The 24,479-nt window shown below is 51.1% G+C and carries 18 protein-coding genes; 4 read left to right on the top strand and 14 right to left on the bottom strand.

Annotated elements, in window-relative coordinates:
• Positions 1–39: 39 nt before the first annotated feature.
• A complete protein-coding gene (locus MKY96_RS31780; protein ID WP_340946640.1) occupies positions 40–1,203 on the top strand; it encodes a sensor histidine kinase in 1,164 nt (387 codons plus the stop codon).
• 558 nt (positions 1,204–1,761) lie between these two features.
• Positions 1,762–2,424 (top strand): response regulator transcription factor, encoded by a 663-nt coding sequence (locus MKY96_RS31775; protein WP_340946639.1) that lies wholly within the window; start codon positions 1,762–1,764, stop codon positions 2,422–2,424.
• 321 nt (positions 2,425–2,745) lie between these two features.
• Here MKY96_RS31775 and MKY96_RS31770 read toward each other — a convergent pair whose 3' ends face one another.
• From MKY96_RS31770 to ftsE, 6 genes are all read right to left on the bottom strand, one after another.
• A complete protein-coding gene (locus MKY96_RS31770) occupies positions 2,746–2,970 on the bottom strand; it encodes a hypothetical protein (protein ID WP_340946638.1) in 225 nt (74 codons plus the stop codon).
• A 119-nt stretch (positions 2,971–3,089) separates the two neighbouring features.
• Positions 3,090–4,412, bottom strand: a complete 1,323-nt coding sequence (locus MKY96_RS31765) for a PDZ domain-containing protein (RefSeq protein WP_340946637.1) — start codon at positions 4,410–4,412, stop codon at positions 3,090–3,092.
• 367 nt (positions 4,413–4,779) lie between these two features.
• The gene (locus MKY96_RS31760) at positions 4,780–6,246 is read right to left on the bottom strand and encodes a S41 family peptidase (protein WP_340946635.1); all 1,467 of its coding nucleotides are present in this window, start codon (positions 6,244–6,246) and stop codon (positions 4,780–4,782) included.
• 169 nt (positions 6,247–6,415) lie between these two features.
• The gene (locus MKY96_RS31755; RefSeq protein ID WP_340946634.1) at positions 6,416–7,741 is read right to left on the bottom strand and encodes a murein hydrolase activator EnvC family protein; all 1,326 of its coding nucleotides are present in this window, start codon (positions 7,739–7,741) and stop codon (positions 6,416–6,418) included.
• 43 nt (positions 7,742–7,784) lie between these two features.
• On the bottom strand, positions 7,785–8,699 hold the full coding sequence (ftsX, locus tag MKY96_RS31750) for a permease-like cell division protein FtsX (RefSeq protein WP_036694712.1): 915 nt from the start codon (positions 8,697–8,699) through the stop codon (positions 7,785–7,787).
• Complete coding sequence (gene ftsE, locus MKY96_RS31745) at positions 8,689–9,375, bottom strand: cell division ATP-binding protein FtsE (RefSeq protein ID WP_036721184.1); 687 nt, start codon at positions 9,373–9,375, stop codon at positions 8,689–8,691. The genes ftsX and ftsE overlap by 11 nt, the downstream gene beginning before the upstream one ends.
• A gap of 190 nt (positions 9,376–9,565) precedes the next feature.
• On the opposite strand from ftsE, the gene MKY96_RS31740 reads away from it, so the two are divergent.
• Complete coding sequence (locus tag MKY96_RS31740) at positions 9,566–10,993, top strand: VanW family protein (protein ID WP_340946632.1); 1,428 nt, start codon at positions 9,566–9,568, stop codon at positions 10,991–10,993.
• Between the two features lie 115 nt (positions 10,994–11,108).
• On the opposite strand, the gene MKY96_RS31735 is transcribed toward MKY96_RS31740, so the two are convergent.
• The 8 genes from MKY96_RS31735 to MKY96_RS31700 all read right to left on the bottom strand — a co-directional run bounded on the left by MKY96_RS31735 (position 11,109) and on the right by MKY96_RS31700 (position 19,627).
• Positions 11,109–11,711, bottom strand: a complete 603-nt coding sequence (locus MKY96_RS31735) for a DL-endopeptidase inhibitor IseA family protein (RefSeq protein ID WP_340946631.1) — start codon at positions 11,709–11,711, stop codon at positions 11,109–11,111.
• A gap of 202 nt (positions 11,712–11,913) precedes the next feature.
• The gene (pilO, locus tag MKY96_RS31730; protein ID WP_340946629.1) at positions 11,914–12,573 is read right to left on the bottom strand and encodes a type 4a pilus biogenesis protein PilO; all 660 of its coding nucleotides are present in this window, start codon (positions 12,571–12,573) and stop codon (positions 11,914–11,916) included.
• Entirely contained in the window at positions 12,560–14,182 is a 1,623-nt protein-coding gene (gene pilM, locus MKY96_RS31725) for a pilus assembly protein PilM (protein ID WP_340946627.1), read from the bottom strand. The genes pilO and pilM overlap by 14 nt, the downstream gene beginning before the upstream one ends.
• Before the next feature lie 14 nt (positions 14,183–14,196).
• Positions 14,197–15,039 carry a prepilin peptidase gene (locus MKY96_RS31720; protein ID WP_340946626.1) on the bottom strand — a complete coding sequence of 281 codons (843 nt, stop codon included), beginning with the start codon at positions 15,037–15,039 and terminating at the stop codon, positions 14,197–14,199.
• Positions 15,040–15,046: 7 nt separating this feature from the next.
• The gene (locus tag MKY96_RS31715; RefSeq protein ID WP_340946624.1) at positions 15,047–15,565 is read right to left on the bottom strand and encodes a type II secretion system protein; all 519 of its coding nucleotides are present in this window, start codon (positions 15,563–15,565) and stop codon (positions 15,047–15,049) included.
• A gap of 125 nt (positions 15,566–15,690) precedes the next feature.
• Positions 15,691–16,896, bottom strand: a complete 1,206-nt coding sequence (locus tag MKY96_RS31710) for a type II secretion system F family protein (RefSeq protein ID WP_340946622.1) — start codon at positions 16,894–16,896, stop codon at positions 15,691–15,693.
• On the bottom strand, positions 16,883–17,944 hold the full coding sequence (locus MKY96_RS31705) for a type IV pilus twitching motility protein PilT (protein ID WP_340946619.1): 1,062 nt from the start codon (positions 17,942–17,944) through the stop codon (positions 16,883–16,885). Before MKY96_RS31705 ends, MKY96_RS31710 begins: the two co-directional genes overlap by 14 nt.
• A gap of 18 nt (positions 17,945–17,962) precedes the next feature.
• On the bottom strand, positions 17,963–19,627 hold the full coding sequence (locus tag MKY96_RS31700; protein ID WP_340946617.1) for a GspE/PulE family protein: 1,665 nt from the start codon (positions 19,625–19,627) through the stop codon (positions 17,963–17,965).
• Positions 19,628–19,927: 300 nt separating this feature from the next.
• On the opposite strand from MKY96_RS31700, the gene MKY96_RS31695 reads away from it, so the two are divergent.
• Complete coding sequence (locus tag MKY96_RS31695; RefSeq protein WP_340946615.1) at positions 19,928–24,451, top strand: DUF5057 domain-containing protein; 4,524 nt, start codon at positions 19,928–19,930, stop codon at positions 24,449–24,451.
• Positions 24,452–24,479 lie beyond the last annotated feature (28 nt).

Genomic DNA, 24,479 nt, shown 5'->3' with positions numbered 1-24,479 from the left:
GACCGATTAGGGATATTTTATCTAAAAGGATGAGCTTACTTGACCAGAGAACTGATTCTGCTGCGCTATGGCCTGCTTATGATCCCGGCGATCCTCTCGATTCAAGTCTATGCATTCGCCGACTATGACTGGTTCACTCTGCATTTCATGCTGCTGATGCTGCTGGTCACCCTGGGTGCAAGGCAATCCAGCCCTCTCTCCACACTGACCGGAGGCATGGAGCTGATCTTCACCGCCTGGCTTTGTTACGAATATGGGCCGCTGATGGTTTTTCCGGCCTTGTCTGCGGTGATCTCCTACACCCGGCTGCAGCCCAAGAATACGGCCCTTGCCTTCTTCTGTATTCATCTGGCCCTGCTGAATGCCGCCCTGCTTCATGCGGCTCCGGCAGTGCTTGTCTACATGAATCTTACCTTCCTGCTGTGTGCCGGCTTGAATCTGTTGCTGCTCCGGGCAGGGCGCGGGCGTGCCGATACCTTATTTCTTTATGATGAGCTGCGCAAAAAGCATTTTGAGCTGGAAGAGGCCCGCGCAAGGCTGCTCCAATTCACCTCGCACATAGAGGTGGCTGCGCAGGCAGAAGAACGGGTGCGGATCGCCCGCCAGCTGCATGATGACATCGGCCACCGGCTGATCCGGGTCAAGATGATGACCGAAGCGGCCATCCACACCCTCCCTGCCGCACCGGAAACGGGATTGCAGATGATGAACCAGATCCGGGATCAGCTCTCGGGCAGTATGGACGATATGCGTGCGGCGCTGAAGCGGATTAACCCTACTCCGCAGCTTGAAGGAGCCTATGCGCTGGACCGGCTGCTGGAAGAAGTGGGCCGCGATACAGGCATTGCCACCTCCTATACGGTGCAAGGGATTCCTTATCCGCTCTATCCGAGCCTTCAGGTTGTGCTGTACACCAATGCCCGGGAGGCCATCACCAATGCGCTGCGGCACGGGCAGGCCAGCTCCGTATGGGTGGAGGTCACCTATACGGAGCATGAGGTGCGGATGGAGACTGGCAATAATGGGAGGCTGCCCGAAGCTGACCCGCTGAGCCGTCTGCCGGGCAGCAGCGGGATGGGCATGAAGGGCATGAGCGAGCGCTGCTCCATGGTGGGCGGGACGATGGAGCTGCGGCTGCAGCCGCAGTTCACGGTCATCACCCGGCTGCCGGTGTACCTGCAGCCGGAGGGAGCGCTGCGCTGAATAGGGGAATGGGGGCGGGGGTGGAGGCGCCTGTGCTGCATACGGACAACTCGCGGTTCTCGGGGAGCTGCTCCCCCTCTGCCAGAAACAAGTGGAAAAACGCATCTTAAATTCACAGTTTCTGATGATTCCAGGAAATTAGTTGGAAAAACAGCATCTGCTGTTGCTGGTTGTGATGCTGACGGACGATTCGGGAGTAATTAAGTGTCGTTTTTCCAACTGTTGTCCCCAAAGAGGGCATTTGCTAATCAGCAAGTGTTGTAAATCCAACTATTTTCCGTGTCGCAGTATTGGCAGACTGGTCAGTTCTCCAATTAGCCGTGTACCAGAGCATCGCCAAACTGATTAGCCATCTACCTATTCCCCCACGCCACAATACCAGCAGACTGATCCGCTCTCCAACTGTAACGCATAGCGCAGATTCCCGTTATGCCGCATCACCCCAACTTTCCAATTAGTCTTATAAGAAATGGAGCTTACCTGAGAGTTCGCATACACTCATCAAGTTCGCCGGGGACGGGCAGCGGGAGAATATTCACAGATAAGAGGTGCTGATTCATGATTAGCGTATTGATTGTTGACGATGATTCTTTTATCCGCGAGAGCCTGAAGGTATTGATCGGGCTGGATGCCGGCATCGAAGTGGCCGGAACCGCAGGGGATGGCCGGGAGGCTCTCTCCTTGCTGGGGGATCTGCCCGGCGGAGCGGATGTTGTACTCATGGATATCCGGATGCCGGGATGTGACGGGGTGGAAGGCACACTGCTGATCAAAGAAGCCTATCCGGCCGTAGCCGTCCTGATGCTGACCACCTTTGATGATGACGAATATATTATTGAGGCTCTGCGCGCCGGAGCCAGCGGATATCTGCTCAAGAACATCCCGCCGGACCGGATCATTCAAGGCATCAAAACCGTATATGAGGGCAATATGCTCATTCATCCCGAGATTGCCCGCAAGCTGACGGGCTTCCTCCAGCCATCCGCGCGTCAGGAAATTCCAGAGGCTCAGCCGCTTGCTTCCTATGGCCTGACCAAGTCCGAGCAGGCAGTCGTCACCTCCATTGCAGAGGGGCTCACCAACAAGGAAATCGCCGCCAAGCTGTTCCTGAGCGAAGGCACCGTCAAAAACTATATCACCGACATCCTCAGCAAGCTCGGCGTACGTGACCGGACGCAGATTGCGATTCTGTATCTGAAGAGCACGCAGGGGAACCCTTGAGCCATGGACTGGCGATATATAAGGTGAACAATTATCACTGTCTGGTGACATACATCCAGCCCATATACCTTTTTGGTCACACCTTGTAGCCGGTTTTCGCATACGTTCTGAAGTGCCTCTTCCTTTCATGGTGGCGCTCCGCCTGTCTGTCGCCAATTCTGAACGTTTCCTCTCACGGGCCGCTTGTCTGGAGCCGCATTGTTGCACATTTTGCAGGATACTTCTAAAAATGTTACGGGCTACGGGTACATTGTTGCATCATTTGCAGGAATTCTGGTGCTTAGTGCGATCCACTCCGTCCGAATGTGGTCGGTTTTTCGATTACATTTGGTCCACGCACCAATCAGCGCCGAATGTGGTCGGTTTTTCGATTACATTTGGTCCACATGCCCACGCAGCGCCGAATGTGGTCGGTTTTTCGATTACATTTGCCCCATGTGCCCACGCAGCGCTGAATGTGGTCGGTTTTTCGATTACATTTGGTCCATGTGCCCATGCAGCGCCGAATGTGATCGGTTTTTCGATTACATTCCAGGTACCACACATCACTTCCTTAACAAATATACAAGGCCCGTTCCCCCTGAACTTAGTTCAGAAAGAACGGGCCTCTTTAACCTCCCGTGCCAGCAGCCGCCGGGGGAATCAATTACGTTGATAATCTTCCGTCAGACACCGGCAGATTCCTGCTGAGCCTCTGCCGGCGGCGTCTTCTTCGCCCGGCCCAGCCGGTCACCCTGCACTCCCCGCTGCCGGATGCCTGTCCGCATCCCGATGATGCTGAAGATGCTGGACGGCTTGGTCTCTGCGGTGATGCCCCCGTCCGGGTCCGGCACCAGAATGATGCCGAGCTGATGATGGTCCCCGGCATAGATCGCGCGCTGCAGATACTTGCTCTCGCCTTCGCGGTTCTGCACCTCCAGCTTGCAGAACGCGGGGTTCATGCGCAGCGCCTCATGCAGCTGCGCTGCGCTGGTCAACAGGACCCCGTTGACCTTCAGCAAGATCTCGCCGGGCAGGATGCCCAGCTCCTGCGCGGGGCTGCCCTGCAGCACGGCCAGCACCTTGCGGCCGGCCGGGGGATGCACGAAGACGGGGCTAAGGCTGCGCTCCTCCAGAGCGCTGTACCAGCTTAACCCTTCGTGCAGCAGAATAGCCGCGAGCGCCGCGACAACCGTCAGCGGGCTCCATAGGTCCGCAAGCAGGCTGAGGCCGAGCAGGACGGCGCTGTAGACCAGCAGCCGTCCGAACGTCCGGGCCGCCTTGCGTCCGGGCAGCATGCCCTGGGTCATCTCGCTGAAGCCGATGATGACCGGCAGCGAGACCAGGCCGAGGCCCCCGCCCAGCAGCGGATGCCACGGCAGTTCACCGATTCCCGTGCCTGCGGGAATCAGCACGAACAGCGGCAGCGGCCAGAAGGCCTGCAGCTGGTAGCCGCCCACCACCTTGCCGCGCTTGCCGGCAAGGAACAGCGGCGTCGCCAGCCGGGGCCCCTGCCAGCGCGCCAGCAGCGCCTCGGCCACGTGGAGCAGCGCGGCCAGCGCCAGCAGCGCCGGGATGTCCATCTCCCGCACGGCACTGGCAACCGTTCCGGCGGCTCCGCTCTGCAGCGTCCCCGGGAAGAACGACAGTACAAACTGCACGATTCCCAGCACGCCTATGGCATACGCAAAGCATAAATAACGCACCCGAAACAGCATTAAGACAAGGCTGACCACCCAGATACAGGCTACAGCCGTATAGGTCACTGAGACTCCCAGTGCAACCGCGCCAAGGGAGACAAACAGCCCCATAAGTCCGCCGGTCCACACGGTCCGCCAGGTTTCCGGTCCCCAGCTATGCAGCTTCACATGAATAAGCTTCCGCTCCAGGGCTACCTGTCTGCGGTAATATAGGGCAATAAATAGAATAGCGATATAGTAATAGGGCTGAATCAGCAGATGAAGCACTGCCGTGCCCCAGCTGGTCAGCAGCTCCGGGAGTACATTCAACGGTTCGCACACTCCTTTTCATAGCCTAGAACAAATAGGGATTATCTGCACGCCGGCACAATGTATGCTGTTTTTCGCATACATTCGGGCCATGCGCCTGCACGTCAGCACAATGTATGCTGTTTTTCACATACATTTGGCCCATACGCCTGCACGCCAGCATAATGTATGCTGTTTTTCGCATACATCTGGCCCATGCGCCTGCACGTCAGCACAATGTATGCTGTTTTTCACATACATTTGGCCCATACGCCTGCACGCCGGCACAATGTATGCTGTTTTTCACATACATTCGGGCCACAATTAAAAACAGAATTAAATGACAATATCCCATTTAAAGAAAAAAAGAAGGCTGAAATCAGCCTTCTTACTTGTTCGACGCCGCAGCCTTGATTTCCTTCTGAATTTCTTCGATCCCCTTATTCCGCTGATTGTCATTCACCGGATCCTGGATGACCTTGATCAGCGCCAGCTCCAGCGCTTCCGCGGTCTTGGCATCAATCGAGCCTGTCGATTTCAGCTTGGCTGCGCTCTGGAATTTCCTGACCGCTTCTTTGGTCCCGGCATCGAAGTAACCGTCCTTGCGGCCCGGCTTGTAGCCTAGCCCATCCAGCATAGTCTGTGCACTTTTGACATCTGCATTGTTCATATTATATTGCAGCGTAACGCTCTTGTTAATCGGCGCCACCGAGAAGTAATCCGGCTGAGCTACGGCGATATCCGGCTTAATGCCCTTGCCGTGAATCCAGGTGCCGTCTGGCGTCAGCCACTTGGCAATCGTAATCTTCAGCAGGCTTCCGTCACCGAGCTGCTCCTCGAAGCTGGTCTGCACGGTTCCTTTGCCGAACGAATTCTCCCCGATCAGCTTGGCTCCGGCAGATTGCTGCAGGGCTCCGGCCATGATCTCCGAAGCGCTCGCGCTGCCTTTGTTCATCAGCACGACTACCGGATACTTCTTGCTTGATCCCTTCGAGGTACTGATCTCGCGCCGCTTGTTCTTATCTTCCACCTGCACAATGGCTTTGCCGGAAGGTACGAACTGCTCGACCATCTCAATGACGACCGGCAGCACACCGCCCGGGTCATTGCGGACATCAATAACGAGTCCCTTCATGCCTTGCTTCTCCAGCTTCGTCAGCTCTTCCTTGAACCGCTCCGAGGTGTTCTGTGAGAACTGCGTAACCTCGATCACACCGACATGCTCCTTCTCCATCTTCGCATAGACCGTCTCCAGTCTGACATCATCACGGGTGATGACGAATTGCAGCGGTTCTGCTGTTCCGGTCCGCTGGACCTTCAGGGTCGCCTTGCTTCCCTTGGGACCGCGAATTTTGGCTACAGCCGCATTCAGCTCCAGCCCTTCCAGCGATTCACCGTTCACGGAGAGGATCACATCCTTAGCCTGAATGCCTGCCTTCTCTGCCGGTGAGCCCTTGATGGGCGAGACTACAACGACCTTGCCGTTGTCGGACGAGACTTCAGCGCCAATCCCCGAGAAAGAGCCTTCAATACTCTCCTCGAACCGCTGTGCCGTCTCCTTGCCCATGTAGTTGGAATACGGGTCGCCCAGTGCTTCCATCATTCCGTTGACCGCACCGTCAATCAGCTTCTCCCGGTCGACCTTCTCATAATAATTGCTCTCGATCAGGCTAAGAGCGGTTCCCAGCTTCTTTGATTCCTTCTCCTGTAGTCCGGCAGTCTGCAGGACCGTGGCCAGCCCTTCACCTGCCGCTTGTCCGAATACCTGTACATAACCGGTCACGCCCAGGGTCAGCAGACTGCCGCACAGCAGTGCCGCGACGATCATAAAGGCCGCAGTGCTTTTCTTTAACATGATGTTCCCACCGTCCCTTCTTGTCCATCTTAACACCAGCATGGGCCCGTTCCATGAGAAACGGCATCTCTTCCAGTATATGCCGCAGCACGAAAATATATTTATTTTATAATTTTTTAGTTCAATCTATATAGTTCAGCCTCAATTGAAATATATCCGCTCAGTCTGCTTACAGATAAGGCATAGGATTCACCGGTTTCCCGTTGATCCGCACTTCAAAATGCAGATGCGGGCCGGTTGAACGTCCGGTAGACCCGGATTCGGCAATCTTCTGCCCGCGCTCCACCCGTTGTCCCTGGCTCACCTTGATACCGCCCTCGCGGATATGTCCGTACAGCGTCCATACCCCGCCGCCATGATCAATAATTACACAGTATCCGTAACCGCTATACCACTGCGCTACCAGTACTGTACCGGAATCCGCCGCATGGATACTCGTACCCTGCGGTACGGCAAAGTCCACACCGGTATGCAGCTTGCCGACTTCATGCGTCACCGGATGGGTCCGGTAGCCAAAAGGAGAAGAGATCCGCGCGTAGCCCACCGGCCGCAGGTAAGGACCATCGCCGCCGGAATATTCTTCTTCGCTTGCAACGGAGGAGCTGTCTCCGCCCGCAGACCTTGCGGCCTTCGCGGCCTTCGCCTTCTCCGCCGCCTTGGCTGCGGCTACTGCCGCCCGGCGCTGCGCCTCAGCCTTCGCGGCTGCCGCTCTGCGTGCCGCTTCCTCCGCCTTAAGCTTGTCCTTCTGCGCTTCCAGCGCAGAGCGGCTGCTAGCCAGCTCTACCAGCTTAGCATCCTGTTCAGCAGAGATAACCTCCGAATTCTGAATCTCCTCATCATAATAAGCGATGAGCTCCTGCTTCTCCGCTTCCTTCTCCTTCAGCATACTGCGCTGGGCTTCCAGATCGGTATACAGCTGCTTCGCCGTGGCATATTGCCCTTCCAGCTCCTGCTTCTTGGCAATCACCGTCTGCTTGTCCAGCTTATGCTGCACCAGCAGATCCTGATCCTGATCCACGATCATCTTCAGGGAATCGGCCCGGTCCAGGAAGTCGGAGAAGCTGGTCGAGGACAGCAGCACATCCAGATAGGAGACTGCGCCATCCGTGTACATCAGACGGACACGGGATTCCAGCAGCTTTTCGCGGGAGGCTACACGCGCCTCAGCATCATCCAGCTCCGTTGCCGTCACGGTAAGCGACTTCTCCGTGCTGGCAATTTTGCCGGATATCGTGGTCATCTCACCCTTCACCTGTGCAATCTGCCCCAGGACATAGTCCAGATTCAGCGTGGTCTTATTCTTATAGTGCTTAGCCTCCTGATTACGGGAATCCGCCTTCTCCTGCGCCGCCTTGGCCGCCTGGACCTCCTGCTGCAGCTGCTTCAGCTGCTTATCAATCTCGGCAACGCTTGTTTTCTTCGCATACCCGTCAGAGGGCCCGAACATTGTGACAGCCAGCAATATTACGGCCATTCCGGCAGCAATTCTTTTCAACTTGCACTCTCCGTCCTTTGTTCAAAGATGTGAATCATACAGGCTATACCTTCAAGAACTTGCGGATCGACACCGTGCTGCCCCATACGCCAATCAGTACACCGAGGCCCACCAGCAGCCCGCATAGCAGCAACCAGATATTCTCAAACGGAATCAGCTGCAGCCCCAGCATCGGATCTCCCTTCACAGAAGACACCAGACTGCTGTAACCGGCGTAGAGCGCGCCAGAGGTTACTACTGAACCGATCAACCCGATCAGAGCACCTTCGATAAAGAAGGGCCAGCGGATGAAATAATTCGTCGCTCCCACAAGCTTCATAATGCCGATTTCCTTGCGGCGGGCCAGAATCGTTACCCGGATGGTATTCGAGATCAGGAACATCGACATCAGCGCCAGTCCTGCTACAAAAATAAACCCGATATTCCGCACCGCCTTGGTCACCTTGAATAAAGTCTCCACTGAGCCTTTACCGTAGTTCACCTTGTAGATCGGCTGCTCTTCATGCGTCTTGTTCAGTGCTTCTATCTTCTCCGCTACAAACGGAACCGTGGTCGGCTCAATGACTTCAACGAGCAGCTTGTCCGGCAGCGGATTATTGTCTTCATCGAAGCCTTCCAGGAGCTCGGCGGCATCCGGCCCCATATCTTCACGGAATTCCTTCAAGCCCTGTTCTTTGGAGACGAACTCCACCTTGCTGACTTCCGGCATATTGCCGATTTCGTTTTCCAGCTTCTCCCGCATCTTCTGGTCCGTATTCAGCGTCAGATGCACATTGATCTGCACCTGGCTGTCTGCTTTGTCCGCAATTTGATTGACGTTGAGCACCAGCAGGATGAACACTCCGAGTACGAAGAGAGAGACAACGATGGAAGTGATGGACGCCACCGACATCCAGCCGTTGCGGAATACGTTTTTGAAGCCTTCCCGCAAATGCCGCAAGAAGGTTTTAAAACTCATAACCGTATTCCCCTCTCAATTGGTCTCTGACGATCGTTCCATTCTCAATCGCTAGCACCCGTTTGCGCATTTTGTTCACAATATCCCGGTTGTGGGTCGCCATAACGATCGTGGTACCGCGAAAATTAATCTCATCCAGCAGCTGCATAATGCCCCACGAGGTCTCCGGGTCCAGATTGCCGGTAGGCTCGTCCGCAATAATAACGGAAGGATTGTTGACGATGGCTCTGGCAATTGCGATCCGCTGCTGCTCCCCCCCTGAGAGCTGTGAGGGCTCACGCCCCGCCTTGCTGCGCAGTCCCACCAGATCGAGCACTTCATTCACACGCTTCTTGATAATCTTCTTCGGCGCCTCAATAACATCCATCGCAAAAGCCACATTCTCATACGCCGTCATCTTCGGCAGCAGCCGGAAATCCTGAAAGACCACACCGATATTGCGGCGCACATAAGGGATCTTACGGGGCTTCAGCTTGCCGATATTGAACCCGCCTACGGAGATCTGTCCTTTGGTCGGCGTTTCTTCTCTATAAATTAATTTCATGAACGTTGATTTCCCTGCGCCGGACGGTCCGACAATGTAGACGAACTCATTGCGGTCGATTTTGACCGATATTCCCTGCAATGCATGGGTCCCGTTAGCATAGGTCTTCCATACATCCTGCATCTCAATCATTTTCTCACTTCCCGATTCTGACATCTTCCGCCGGGCCACCGGGCCGGGGGAGCTTCCATAAACTGCATGATTATCGCAGGCGTATCTATTGTAACAAATCCATAACCCCTTGAGTACCCGAAAGTTTTACCGAATCCTTACATATACATAAAAACATCAGGTTTCGCCCCCATAGAAGGAGAGATTACTTATGAAAAAAATACACGCCGCTCTCATCGCGGGTTTCGGTCTGATGCTGGCCGGTTCGCTGGCTGCCGGAGGACTTCATCTATACGGCACCCAGCCTACCCTGCCCGCAAACACCGTTATCGCTGGCTGGGAGGTTGGCGGAATGAACATCGCTGACGTAACGGCCGGAATGGATTCAAGACTTCAGGCGCTGGAAGCCACTCCACTCATGCTGAAGGCAAAAAATAATGCCGGACTACAGGTCACCCTTAAGCAGGCAGGTGTTACCTATGAAGCCGGGGACTTCCTCCAGGCGCTGAAGACGCTGACGGACGGCACGCTGATGGAGCGGGTACAAGCCCGGCGCAGCTGGTCCGGCAGCTGGAATATGGAGATTCAGCTGCAGACTGCGCAGCTCAGAAGTCTGTTGAATCCCGAATGGGAAAAATCCTCCTTCGGCGTTCCGGTCGATGCAGTCCGGCGGATTACCGGAGATGACCGGGTCGTATATACGCCGGGCACCTCCTCCTACGAGGTGGACTGGCAGGCGCTGGAGCTTGCGATGCAGGCGGCAGTGCCCACCCGGTTGGCTGCTGACGGCAAGCTTCAAGATCAGCAGATTCAGCTGGAGGTTCCCCTTGCCGTCAAGCAGCCGAAGATCACGCTGCAAGCGCTCAAGGATCAGGGCATCGATCGCAAAATTGTCCAGTTCAGCACCTCCCTAGGTGCCAGCGGCCCCGGGCGCAGCTTCAATGTAGAGGCCGCCGCCAAAGCTGTAAACGGTACGGTACTGCCGCCGAATGCGGTTTTTGATTACGGAAAAGCAATCCAGAAGGCCCAGACCGAATACGGCTTCCGCGAAGCCCCGGTCATCGTGAACGGCAAGCTACAGCCCGGCACGGGCGGGGGGATCTGCCAGGTCTCCAGCACCCTGTATAATGCCGCGCTGCGCTCCGGGCTTGAGATTGTAGAGCGGCGCAACCACTCGCTTCCGGTCAGCTATCTGCCCAAGGGGCAGGACGCCACTTTTGCCGAGGGGTATATTAATTTCCGCTTCCGCAACAACACCGGCAAATATCTGATCATCAAGTCCGAAGTCCAGGGGCGCACGCTGACCATCAAGCTGTTCGGCACGTTCCCGAAGAACGTCACCTATTCCATTGAATCCAGAACCGTCGAGGTGCTGCCCCCCACAGATAAATATGTGAGCGATGCCTCGCTCCCCAAGGGCGGAACCCGGGTACTGCTTGCCGGCAAAACCGGCTATGTAGTTGAAACTTACATTACCCGCCATGTGGATGGTACAGCGGTAGAGAGAAATCTGCTCTCCCGCGATACCTATTACGCCCAGAAACGTGTCATCGCCATCAACCGCGGCGGGATGAGCAAATCCGATCAGCCCGAATCTCCGCGCAGACAGCTGGTCGAGGACGGTGTGAAGGGGCGGTAACGTCCGGTTCGCCTGAAATGTATTGCCAAACATAAACAGCTGTGCCGACCTTATGACAAGGTCGGCACAGCTGTTATTTTATGAAGCGCTGGATGGAGCCTGAAGCCTCTGCTGCTTAGAAAAGGGTATCCGGCGACATATCAATTCTCCAGTAACCGTTAACCTTCTTCAGCTTCACTGTTACTACTTCGGAAGACCCGTTCGGCCCTTCCGCAGGTACAGTCAGCTCGAACACTGCCGCAAGTGCATTCTTGGAGACCATCCGTGCAGTCGCTCTAGTGAAATCAAGCGAGTTGCCCAGATCGGAATTGACCTGCGCCATCCGGCCCTCATGCTCCAGGAACTGTGTCTGTGCATAGAAGGCGGCCGCATTATGCGTGAACCCCTTCTTGATGTAGCTCATTAGCTGCTGCTTCGTGCCCAGATCGCTCGACAAATAGCGGTACTCCTGTGCTTTATAAGTGAACAGCTCCGGGCTGAATACATTGCCTCCCCGGCTGGCATACGTGTATAGCTTCTTGGCATGAACCACCAGCGGAACAACGCTCCGTTCCGTGAGATTGTTAATGGTCGCCGGCCCTTCCTTACCCGGTGCAGACGCCGCAACCGTTCTTACGCCCTCAATGCTTGCCACCGGTGAAGCCGCAAGCGCTCCGCCCCCTGCAGAGACAAGACCCAGTGATAATGCCAGTGAACCAATCATCCATTTTTTGTTCATCTTGAACGCCTCCTCGTATTCCTGTGTGGTAGCCTGAAGCGTACTTCAGACTAAGCTGCTGCGATAAGTACTGTATAACATTACAATAGCCCGTAAGCTGTAATACCCAAACCACCCGGGGGTATAAACGGGTAATGGAGGAAAAGCGTAAAAAAACTCCGTTCCCAATAAAGAGGAAGCGGAGTTGCTTATAAATTAACGGCTAATTATTTTCGCTCATTGAGATGGGAGCAGGATCCACATCAGCAGCTGTTGGAGCTTCACCTTCTGTATCCCCGGCATCCTCGAAGTAGGCGGTAAACGAGACATTCGCCGTAATAATACTGGAAGTTCCTCCTGCACCCCCGCCATCCGAGGAGCGCTGAAATGTTAATGTATCAACATTCACTACGCGGGGCAGCTGTTGCAGTGCAGTCAGCCATTTACTGATGCCCGAATAATCCCCCTCGACTACAGCCGTCATAGTAAGCGGCTTGACCGTGGGGTATACCGCCGTACCTGAACCTGTCATTGCCTGAATCGGATTCTCTAGGCCTATACTGAAATTGACATCCTTTAGCTTCGCTCCGGATACTGATCCGATAGAGCGCAGATCCAGAATCATTTGTTCACTGTTGTCCTCTTTCGGAAGCTGGGTGAGCAGTGCAGCCTCTTCGGCTTGCTGTGAGGTATCGTTCTTGCGTTCATCAATTTTGCGCTCAAGCAGACTATTCTGTTCATTCAACTGGCTGAGCTCTGATTCCTGGTCTTTGACGGTTCGACTGGCGGGCTGTAGACCAAGCATGAAGAAGGCGAACAGCAACAAAAACAGGATAAGCACACCCAATGTAATAGGGGACCTGTATCTATTAATTTGTTCCACTGCCATCCCCCTCACCTGAAGCTTCCAGTTGGTCTGTTCCGGCTGCTGTATCGTTAGTCTTCGTTTTTAGTAAGCTCACATGATAAACCGCAGTATACGTACCGTATCCTGAGACCGAACCGGACTGTACAGTGGTATCCCCTTCTGTCAGCTTCTGAATTTCTGCTCCCTTAGTGAAAGACATTTTGCGCAGATTGGCCAAATAAATCGAGGATGCTTCCATACTCGGCACTCTTAACGTGAGATCGATGGAATCATGATACGTATAGTTTATACTTCGCAGCAAGCTATCCTGCGGCAACCCCGAGGATAGCTCATTCAATACAGGTACGATACTTGTCCTATATGCGAGTATTTCATCCACTGCAGCTTTTCTATTCAGACTCCCGGATAATCCATTGATCTTGGCGAGTTCGCTCTGAAGCATCAGTGAGCGGTCCTGGGCACCCTGAATTTGTTGCTCGTTCTCTACAATCTGTCCTTTATTCGTTGCAAAAAATATACCGACTCCTACCGCACCGATCAGCCATATTCCAACAAGAGCGACAGCAACATATGGGAAAAGTATGGCCTCCCGGTCTTCCCGTGGCAGCAGGTTAACGGCAAGAGTATTACTATCCTGCAGGGCTGCCCCGGCAGCTACACAATAATCATTCAGCTCTGGATCAGGAGCACTGTCCCCCCTGACATCTTCCAGTCCGATCGTCGCTACCTCAAGCTCCGTCAAGGATTGTTGCAGCTCCTCAAGCAGCTGGTTGCGAATCTGTAGCGGGCCTGTAATCAGGACACTTTGAATTCTCGTGCTTCCGTCATGAAGACTGTATTGATAGAAGTTCAGCATGCGCGATATTTCAGCGGTGATCTCCAGCATCCGCCCAGGTGCAAGTAAACCACCAGCCATACCAGTCGACGTAGCCGCAGCTTCTCTGACATAGTCTATCCCAGCTTGTATAGAAGGCTGTACGCCGCTGTTCAAATCCATTTGATTAATAGTTCGGATGAACACCGGATTACCGCTGCGGAACATATATACGTCAAGAACATTCTGCTCGATATTAATAAGCATCGTATCCTCAAACTCTGCCTTCCGGCCAATGGTCAAGCTACGGGCAAGTGCAGTTGCCGCAATCTCCACAGTAGCAACGCGCAGACCCGCTCCTTCAAGCACATCAATATAATCTTGGATCGGCTTACGCGGGGCAGCAAATACCAGGAGATGGCTGTTCTCCTCATCCACATCAATCGTGACATAATCATAAACTGGGCTTTCAAAGGGCAGATGCATCCCCGTCTCTACTTCCAGCTTCACAAGCTGCTCTACTTGCTTCGAATTGGTGCTGGGAATACTCATTTTACGGATGATGATCTGCGATGGGGGAATCGACAGCGAGATCCGCTTACCGCGCAGCCTCTCAACCTTCACCCACTGCTTGACAGTTTCCAAGAGAGCTTCACGATCGGCTACCTGATTCTCAACAATTAACCCTGACGGGAGCGGAAGGTAGCGCTTCTTGCGTACTTCCCATGACTTTTTGTTCTTAAAGCTGATATAGCGGATTCCCGTCTGCTCAATCGCAAGACCGGCCACCGGGTTCTGAAGTCCAAGCATAAGCCATAAGCCTCCTAATGAATAAGCGAGAGATACCCGCCGATAATCTCTGAACCATAACCGTATGCAAGTAATGCTCCTAGAGCAAGCCAAGGACCAAAGGGAACGAGCTGCCCGCGCTTAACGATACCCGCCATTTGGAGTGTACCGCCAACCATTGTACCTAATAGACATGCTGCGAAGAAGGCCAACAGCACATTAGGGAACCCTATGGCCAGTCCCAGCAATGCGAATAGCTTGAAATCACCCATACCCATTCCGCCGAACCAGGCAAAGGGTAGGATGATCGCTCCTCCAACAGCAGCACCTAGAAAGAATAACCATATCGATCCATCAACATTCAATAGAGTGAGCACTAGCAGGAATGGTGTGAAAAATAGCAGTACTTTGTTCGGTATCAGCATATATTTGAGATCAGCCACCGTTGCAATAACAGCCACACTTGATAATACAATCGCCGTCACACCTCTAACGGTTACGCCGAACTCCAGATAGGACCACAAGAACAGCAGTCCGGTCGCAAGCTCACCTAGCGGGTACAGCATGGATACTTTGGCACCGCAATACCTGCATTTACCACCGCTGGCCAACCAGCTGAGCACCGGCACCAAATCCCGCGGCTTCAGGCGTGTTCCACAACCGGTGCAATGTGAAGGAGGATGAGTGAGAGATTCTCCCGCTGGTACACGCAGAGCGACAACGTTATAGAAGGAGCCCAATATTAGCCCGAGCAGCGTGATATATACAGCGATAACGATGGTCATAGTCCGTTCCTTTTGTGTAATGTGATGTTGTAAAAAAGGAACCGGAATGATCCGATTCCTTGAAAAACAAGTAAGCTTGCTTGGATTACTCATATAATCTTTAAGGATTTGTTGTTGGTGCCGCTGTAGATGTACTTGACTTCAAAACCTGCGAAGCTGAAAAGCTGCCTCCAGCCACCGCTGATGATTCACTAACCTTGACAGCTGCATCAGATGTGGAGCCAAGCGGCTTTGGAGCTAAAGTAACGGAATCTAATTGACCCGCTGTTGTGAAGATTACTTCCCCACCAGTAACAGTGGCCTTTGTGCTTGGTAGACTTAAACCATTATCTAGATATCCCTTTTCCTGCAAAGTCTTAACATAAACTTTTGTAGCTGGAATAGTATTGAATTTCCCATCCTTCTCACCAGCAATGTATAATCTCGCAGCATCATAGACCTGCCGAGCAGTAGCAACATCTGAATCTGCTTTAGCATTAGAAATAATATTTCCAACCAACGGAATCGCAATAACCGCAATAATCCCCAGGATAACGATAACCGCCAATAACTCGATCAGCGTAAAGCCCTTCTGGCCTTCCTCTTTACTCAATCTCTTCTTAATCGCATTTGCCAACATTTGATTTCCTCCTAGTAAAATAAGATTTTAAAGGTCTGGATGAGTGCTTGATTCGTTGTCTCTGCATTCGTCAGCACGAAGGCTATCTGCCCCCGCCCGGCGTCACCCCTCTCAAAGATGTCTCATCACATATTGCTATAGATACTGAACATTGGCAGCATAATGGCTGCTACAATTACACCGACTACTCCCGCCAGGAAAGCTATCAATAACGGCTCAAGCAAAGACTTCAGCCGGTCAACCGTGTTTTCCACATCCATCTCATAGAAATCTGCTATCTTGGACAACATCTGGTCGAGCGCCCCCGTCTCTTCGCCTATGGCGATCATCTGTGTGACAAGCGGCGGAAAGACCCAGGCTTTTTTCAAAGGTTCTGACAGAGGCTTTCCTTGTCTGAGTGAGTCCCCTGCGCTGCATATGTACTTTCCAATTACCTTGTTGCCCGCAATTTCTTCAACAATCGCCAGCGATTGCAGGATCGGCACTGAACTGGCGTACAGCGAGGAGAAGGTTCTGGTGAACTGCGCGATAGAGCCCTTCTGATTAAGCTTCCCGAACACAGGCACCTTCAGCTTGGCATAATCCAATGCGTAGGCCCCTTTCTCTGTACGCTTCGTTATCTGAAAGGCTACTATGATCACAATTAGACCCATCAGCCAGAAATACCATTGCCCTTGTATACTTTTACTAAGCACAAGTACCATCTTGGTGATAGCCGGAAGCTCTGCATTCATCGACTCAAACATAGTTACGAACTGCGGAACGATAGCCCACAGCAGATAGATCACAGCTGCCACCGCCATAACGCCAACGGTGATTGGATACATCAGCGCAGATTTAATTTTCTCAGTAGTGGTGTGCTGTTTCTCAAAATACATCGCCAGCCGTTCCAGCGTTCCTTCAAGGTCACCTGTCTCCTCACCCGCCCGTACCATACTCACGAACAAATGCGGGAATATCTTTTTGTGATCCTGTATGGCCTGTGAGAAAGCTATTCCCCGCAAAAGACTGGAACTGACATCCTGTAGCGCTTTGGCCAGCGGCTTGCTGTCTGTCTGCTCCGCCAGAATTCGGGTCGCATCAACGATAGACACACCTGCACGGATTAACGTAGCGAACTGGCGGCAGTAAATAATGAAATGAATGGTTTTCACCGGATTACCGATATAAATCTCCATCGACAGGATAGAGTTCTTCTGCTCGTTCAGTGAGAAAACAGTAAGTCCCCGCTTACGGAGTTCCTCCATGGCAATCGACTTATCCTGTGCCGTAAGCTTGCCTTTGAGTTGTTTGCCTGCCGGAGTCTTGACCTGATATTCAAATTGAGGCATCGGAACTCACCCCCGCAAGATAGATTTTAGCTGCCGATGTATCAATTAGCCCTCTAGCCAGGCACTCACGGATGTTCATCTCCAGCGTATGCATCCCCTGGGCTTTACCCGTCTGCATGATATTCTTGATCTGATGTGTCTTCTCGCTCCGTATCATATTCCCGACTGCAGGCGTATTAATCAGAATCTCAGTTGCACTGATTCGCCCCTGACCTTGAGAGCGGGGGAACAAGCGCTGAGAGACTACTGCCAGCAATACAGAAGCCAGCTGCAAGCGGATTTGGTTCTGCTGATGTCCGGGAAATGCATCGATTATCCGGTCAATCGTCTGCGGTGCGTCTGAGGTATGCAGGGTTGCCATGACTAGATGTCCGGTTTCAGCTGCGGTTACCGCTGCCGATATCGTCTCCAAGTCGCGCATTTCTCCAAGAAGGATCACATCGGGATCTTGCCGGAGCGCCGCCCTTAACCCGGTTGGGAAGCTGACCGTGTCACTGCCAATCTCTCTCTGATCAATAATGCAGGTCCCATGGCTATGTAAAAATTCAATCGGATCTTCCAGCGTAACAATATGTTTACGTTCAATGCTGTTAATATGATGGATCATTGCCGCTAGTGTGGAGGATTTGCCGCTCCCGGTCGGGCCTGTTACCAGAATCAGCCCCTGTGGCTTCAACGCCAGTGATGAAAGTATGGGCGGAAGCGCCAGCTTCTCCAGGGTCGGAATATCTGCCGGAATACTCCGGGCAGCTATACTGATCCCCCCACGCTGCCGGTATACGTTCACGCGGAACCGGACTCCGCCTTCCAGAGGGTAGGAGAAGTCATACTCACCCGCTGCCCGGAATTCAGATTCTCTCTCGGGCCCCAACAGGTCAAGGGCCATCTGTTCAGCCTCGCCGGGACCAATGAATGTACCCTCCACATTCTCGAGCCTGCCGTCAATCCGCAGCACGGGAGGTGAGCCCACGGAGATATGCAAATCAGACGCTCTGGAGGAGTGAGCCAAGTGCAGAAGCTGTATAATCGTTCTAGTTGAAACTGGCAATTTGTCTCCCCCTAATCATTAATGGGATACCGTCTCCCGCAGCACTTCCTGCAAAGTGGTCATCCCTTGCGATACTTTAAGCAGACCGTCTTCCATCAGTTGGACCAGGCCGCGTACTTTGGCAGCGGAGCGCAGTTCTTCTACCGAAGCAGAGTCGGTAACCAATTGCCGCATATGATCATCGATAGTCAAGACTTCATGAATGGCAAGCCTGCCCCGATAGCCGGTAGAGTTGCAGCTTCCACAGCCGCTTCCCCGGTGAAGTATATCTGTTCGGAGGCCGTAACGTTCAAGCATAATCGCTTCCTGCTGGGAAGGCTTATAGGTCTCTTTACAGTCTGTGCAAATTCTGCGCACCAGCCGCTGGGCAACCACACCGATCAATGATGACGCAATCAGATAGGGCTCGACACCCATATCGCGCAGCCGGGATATGCTGCTTACAGCATCGTTAGTATGTAGTGTTGAAAGTACCAAGTGTCCTGTCAGTGAAGCCCGGACCGCAATTTCAGCTGTTTCGGTATCCCGGATCTCACCTACCATGACAATATTGGGGTCTTGACGGAGTATAGAGCGTAATCCCGCTGCGAATGTAAGGCCAATGGCCGGATTAACATGCACCTGATTAATCCCTTCAAGCTGATACTCCACAGGATCTTCTACCGTGATAATGTTAACAGTCTCCTGATTTAATTGGCTGAGCGCCGAATACAGTGTCGTAGTCTTTCCGCTGCCTGTAGGCCCTGTAATGAGCATGATTCCATACGGACGGCCAATCATTTCCTTGAACGCCGCTGCATTGCCTTCACTGAACCCCAGCGTATCCACTGCCTTGATACCTGTACTGAGATCCAGCAGCCGCAGTACAATTTTCTCCCCGTGCATCGTTGGCAATGACGACACACGAATGTCAATCATCTTGTAGTCGAATTGCATTTTGATCCGGCCATCCTGGGGAAGGCGGCGTTCCGCTATATTCAGCCGCGCCATGATTTTGAGCCTAGCTGTAATAAATCCCTGCATCTGCTTGGGTATCAACCGCTCGGTACGAAGGCTTCCATCAATCCGGTAGCGGATGAGCAGGTTATTCTCACCGGGATCGACATGAATATCAGACGCACGCAGCTGAACCGCCTGTTGAATCATCTGATTAACAAGCCGGACAATGGGCGAATCCTCGTCAGTAATTTCTGTCTCTGTAATCTCTTCCTGTGTCGGCAGCTCGATCAGCATCTGGTTCATAGAGTCGCGCATACCATAGTGTCTTGCAATAGCACGCTGCAATTCGTCTCTGGTAGAAATAGCCGGTTCGATCCGGAACCCCGTACTCATCCGCAAGTCTTCAATTGCGAAATAATCCAGCGGATCTGCCATCGCTACCATCAGCTTCCCCCCCTCCTTCAAGAAAGGGAGAACCTGATAACGCTTGGCCATACTTTCCGGAATAATCTGTGTAATCGCCGGATCAATATGGTATTTATGCAAACTGACATGAGGGATACCCAACTGGAATTCCAACACCTCAATCAATTGCTGCTCTGTAATATACCCTTGTGAAATCAGCAGGTCACCTAATTTGCGTTTGGTCTTACGCTGGTCTACCAGCGCCTCCTGAAGCTGTTCCTCTGATATAATTCCGTTCTCTACCAGCAAATCTCCCAATCTCTTTTTTATGATTGCCAACCGCAGCTCATCTCCATGCCATGTGGATTATGTAGATTATCGGTTCGTAATATGATTCTAAGTACCTAATTAAAATTTTAAAAATAAACATTTTGATAAATAATTTTAAAAATATAATTCCAAAGACTCAAATTTAGAGGTACATTTACACATTCCCTCATTGCCTATCTGTGAAATTTATCCTAGAATGATATATAGCATATTATAGGTGATCTTACAATAATTTTAGGGAAAAAATGCAATTTCGCCATATGAAACAAACTATTCAATCTATTTTTTCGATAAACGGAGGAATTGTTGATGAAGGAAATGTTTAGACGGAGAAAGTTGGTCTTTTTTTCTGGGGCTATTGCATTAATTGTAATGCTAGTTGTACTAGTTCAGATGTTCAGTCCGGATGTGGAGGCCTCCAATAATAACTATCCGATACGCATTCTTGAGATCACTGATCCATCCAGTAGCAGTCTAAGTTCAGGCGGCAGTGAACTGGAAGAACTCAAGAATATTTCTAATGTCAACGTAGAGACTGTGACTATGAAAAGATTCGTGTCGCTGCGTGAGGACTGGGATGGAAAGTACGATGCAATCTACATAGGCCGTGGAAGCTTCAATAAGCAATGGGTTACAAGCACTGTGAACACTAAAGATACCGACCGGGACAAAGCCCATAATACGCTCGCTGTCCAGAATGATATCACGGGTCTGAAGGCACAAGAAATTATCGATTACTATATCAATAAAGGACTTTATGTATACTTTCAAGAGGATACCTTTGCAACTCAGGCTAAAGATAAGACTCTTCAAGGGAAACTCTATGCCTCTTTTAATATCTTCCGTTCCTCTATGGGTGCAAAGAGCAATGTCATATTTCTCACGGATGCTACCCGCAGCAGTCTGATAACCGCAATTAAGACCCGTACTTCGCCAACCATAACTGGCCTAATTCGGCGTCCGCTCCTTACTATTTCCAATAAATCAAAGATTAAGAGTTACTTGGCTAATCCTAATGAGACTTATGGACCAGGCGACACCATGACATTCGGAATTAAGCTTGATAATGTCCCTAATATTGCTGCCGCCCCTGTCAGGGTAAGATTATATATGAATATGGATCCTTCGATTCCTATGACAGAGGAGCATGTGGTCGCCTCACTTGAGCTGAATTCAACTGAAGGGACGCTCCGCTACACACTACCGGATACTTATACCGGACTACTTTACTGGAAGCTGGAGGTCACCGATACCTCTACTAACCTTAAAACCTTTGACAGAGACGTCATCCGCTTTACGGGTGTTAAGCCTATCATCAATGTTCTTCAGGTTATGCCCTCTGGCCGTTCCGACAGCTCGCTCCTTAATAGTCTTAACATGAATCAGAATTACTTGAATACCAGCAACTATCAGCTTTCTATTTCTACGATGAACGTCGACAAGTTTAACACTTATATCACTGAGCATGCCAAAGATCCACAGCGTGGTCTTAACGGTATTTATGATATGATCGTCTTCGGTTTTCAGGATATGTATGACCGGGTAACCAATCCAATGCTTTCAAAAGAGGCTGCCCAAACAGTCTATGATTTCGCTAATACTACAAAACAAAGCATCATGCTCACCCATGATACGATTTTTATTGATGATCCAAACGATTCAAATTTCTGGGGCGATTATTTCCGGGCACCCGTTGGCCAGACTATAAGAACTTATCTCGGGGGAAATGCAGTAAATACCTCCTCCAAGGTTGTTCCAGTCAATAACGGCTTACTAACGCAATATCCTTTTAACCTTAATAATGCGAACAATACCTACTATCCTGTTGCCGATACGCATGATCAATTCTTCATGCTGGATCTGGAGCGTGCCGATGTAGTGCCCTGGTATAACATTAAGAGTGAGTCCGGAAAAATTCAGCGGGATGTCGACGACAGCTATAACCACTTCTACACTTACTCAGTAGGCAGTATTACATTCTCTGGCACAGGGCATAGCAAAAAAGGAGATATCAATAGTAATATCAAATTTCCCGACTGGGAACAGAGGCTTTTCGTCAATACCATGTACAGGGCTTTTGCCGGCGCTAACCACGCTCCTGAGATTACGGTAAATTCTCCTGCTGAAGGCAGTGTCATCCCGTCTTATGCAAATGAAATACTGGTAGATTACAGCGTAAGAGATTTTGATCTGAATGACCGCAACTTAAAAACCTCCGTTCGCTTTAAAACGGAAGGGAATTATATAGATAATATTGGGGCAACTGACTTGAACCTTCAGTCTGGACTGACCATCAGCCGCTCCTTTACTAATCCGCTTCCGAATGGAGGGAATCTACAAATTGAAATTAAAGCCTGGGACAGTCATGGTGCGCTGGCAACCAAAACGGTTAACGTAACGATCAAACCGGCCACTTCCAGCCTGACAGCTACACAATCCTTACCCGCAAATATTGTTGATGGCCACATTGTAAGGGGGGAACAGGTTGCCGTTACTTATACAATTACTCCAAAACCGATCCCATTCTCCCAAGCAAAAATAACGGCAAATGTCGGCGACAGCCAGATTATTTCTAATATTATCTTTAAAAATAATCTTCCATCCGGTCTGGAAATTGTCGGGGCATCCTCACCTATTAACCAAACAGGAACGGTAGAATCGGGCTATAGCATCAACAAAAAATTAAATGATATTCATTACACACTCCAGACTGGTGCAAACGCTGTGAAGACATTTATTCCCGATCCAGGTCAGGAGGTTACTTTCTCAATTACCGTATCCCCGCAAAAAGGCGGGGACTTCACATTGAATTCAGCTTCTCTACAATATGATGAAATTCACGCTGCAGCTAACGGTCCGCTTCTTGGAGCCGGTCTGGATTACAACCTAATTGTTATCAATAATCAAACAGCGGCTACAATCAATAATCTCTCTATTAAAGGGCGGGTGGCTGTAAGTGGCGATGTCGACTTCCGCAATATTAGCGGGGGTGCCACTATTTACGGGAATAACGCTAACGGTGATTATTCCCAAAATGCTCTAGTAGTAGGTGGAAGTCTATACTACAACAACAATATCACTATCAACGGTAATGCAGTATATGGCGGTACTTATTATTACAGCGGTGCTGCAGACACGCAGTCTATCAGAGGAAAGGTGGTGAAGGGATCACCTATTGACTTCACTTCACTTCGGGACCGGATGACGAGTCTTTCAGCCAGACTCAGTACACTGACCAGTAATGGATCAGTAGAATCTGCGTATGGCACAATTAAACTAACGGGCACGGGCGATGCCAAACTATTTGTATTTACCGTTCCGGCTGCTATGGTTGCTTCTGCAACCAGCTTAAATATATCGGTCCCATCAGGCTCTACTGTCTTAGTCAACACTGGCTCAGACAGTGATACTGTCAAAATGGCACTCAACACTAATCTCAGCGGAGTCGATGCCGCCCATGTTATTTACAACTTTCCAAGTGCTAAATCATTGGAACTACACTACACCCTGAGAGGAACATTCTTGGCTCCGAATGCTACTGTAAGTTTTGATAATGGAGAGCTTACGGGTCAGGTTATTGCAGGTTCCGTTACGAAGATGACAACTTTATTCTACTCACCTTTTGACGGAATGATTCCGGTCAATGAAGTCCTTGTCCCAGGCACGGCTGTGTTTGCACCAGAGTTAAAACTGCATGCGGCAATCCGGGTTGAGAAAATCACGCTGCCGCCAACAGATATCCTGCTGAATGATAAACCCTTGCGGATTGTTCCTACAGAAATTTCACCTGCGGATGCGACTAATAAGATATTGAGCTGGAGTTCAGCCGATCCGTCAATTGTATCCATTGATCCCATAAACGGAGATATTACCGGTAATCGAACCGGTTCCGTGGAAATAACAGCTGCAGCTACAGACGGAAGCGGAGTGACGGGAAGAGCTATGATTACCGTCAAGGATCGAAGTCTGAGGATTGAAGGCGGAGATAGCCCGATTAAACCTAATACCTATGTCGGACTTATGGCCATTTATAATACAATCCTGGAGAAGAACATTACCTATAGCTGGAAGGTTTTTGATGTACACGGCAAAGATGTGAGCAGCTATATTCAAGCAGCCGCTGAAAGTGCCACATTTAATGCACCTGCGTCCGGAAAATATAAGGTCCAGGTCTACGTCTCCAGCGACAAGGCTGATAATGTTTCTGCGAGCAAAATCATAACCGTGAAAACTCCACTTGAGGCACTGACCATTTCGGGCAACGGGAATTCGATACCAACGAAGGGTTCTCTTACTCTGACGGCAGTTCTCACACCAGTAAATGCAGACGAAACATCCTTGGAGTGGAGCTTCCTTAATCCGAATGATAGTCACTATGCAGAGCTGAAGCCCATTTCCGGAACAAACCAATGTCAACTGGTAGCAAAGGATGTTCCCAACCATACGGTGCAGGTTGTAGTTCAAGACAAAACTAGCGGAATCACCAGTCTGCCTTATGCTGTAAATATTACCGGTCTTACCAGTCTTGAATTCAGCCAGTTCAGCAAAACTATATATGTCGGCGATCCTGCCTTTAACCTGGCGGAGCTGCTATGGACAATACCACGCACCTTCTCCTTGGCATCCATTCTGAATGACTTAACCTGGACCAGCAGCGACCCGGCTATTGCTTCGTTTGCCAACATCAACACAGGTGCAATTACAGGGAACAAAAAAGGTACAGTGACGGTGATAGTCACCTATGCACCTCCTGGAGCAACTAAAATTACGGCAACTATTGAAGTAATTGTTAAAAAGCGCGAAGCAAACCTCAATGAGGGAGACCTCTACTAATTCCTTGGGTAGAACTCTTATGTGAAAT

This window comes from Paenibacillus sp. FSL R7-0302, assembly GCF_038006885.1.
GTDB lineage: Bacteria > Bacillota > Bacilli > Paenibacillales > Paenibacillaceae > Paenibacillus_AQ.
The sequence above is the reverse complement of the archived record's forward strand: the minus strand, read 5'-3'. Positions and strand labels throughout refer to the sequence as shown.

What these genes read in the sequence shown, in the direction of transcription:
- MKY96_RS31775 (WP_340946639.1), top strand. Translation starts at nt 1,762, where the DNA reads ATGATTAGCGTATTGATTGTTGACGATGATTCTTTTATCCGCGAGAGC.
- MKY96_RS31770 (WP_340946638.1), bottom strand. Translation starts at nt 2,970, where the DNA reads ATGTGTGGTACCTGGAATGTAATCGAAAAACCGATCACATTCGGCGCT.
- MKY96_RS31760 (WP_340946635.1), bottom strand. Translation starts at nt 6,246, where the DNA reads ATGTTAAAGAAAAGCACTGCGGCCTTTATGATCGTCGCGGCACTGCTG.
- ftsX (WP_036694712.1), bottom strand. Translation starts at nt 8,699, where the DNA reads ATGAGTTTTAAAACCTTCTTGCGGCATTTGCGGGAAGGCTTCAAAAAC.
- ftsE (WP_036721184.1), bottom strand. Translation starts at nt 9,375, where the DNA reads ATGATTGAGATGCAGGATGTATGGAAGACCTATGCTAACGGGACCCAT.
- MKY96_RS31740 (WP_340946632.1), top strand. Translation starts at nt 9,566, where the DNA reads ATGAAAAAAATACACGCCGCTCTCATCGCGGGTTTCGGTCTGATGCTG.
- MKY96_RS31735 (WP_340946631.1), bottom strand. Translation starts at nt 11,711, where the DNA reads ATGAACAAAAAATGGATGATTGGTTCACTGGCATTATCACTGGGTCTT.
- pilM (WP_340946627.1), bottom strand. Translation starts at nt 14,182, where the DNA reads ATGCTTGGACTTCAGAACCCGGTGGCCGGTCTTGCGATTGAGCAGACG.
- MKY96_RS31720 (WP_340946626.1), bottom strand. Translation starts at nt 15,039, where the DNA reads ATGAGTAATCCAAGCAAGCTTACTTGTTTTTCAAGGAATCGGATCATT.
- MKY96_RS31715 (WP_340946624.1), bottom strand. Translation starts at nt 15,565, where the DNA reads ATGTTGGCAAATGCGATTAAGAAGAGATTGAGTAAAGAGGAAGGCCAG.
- MKY96_RS31710 (WP_340946622.1), bottom strand. Translation starts at nt 16,896, where the DNA reads ATGCCTCAATTTGAATATCAGGTCAAGACTCCGGCAGGCAAACAACTC.
- MKY96_RS31695 (WP_340946615.1), top strand. Translation starts at nt 19,928, where the DNA reads ATGAAGGAAATGTTTAGACGGAGAAAGTTGGTCTTTTTTTCTGGGGCT.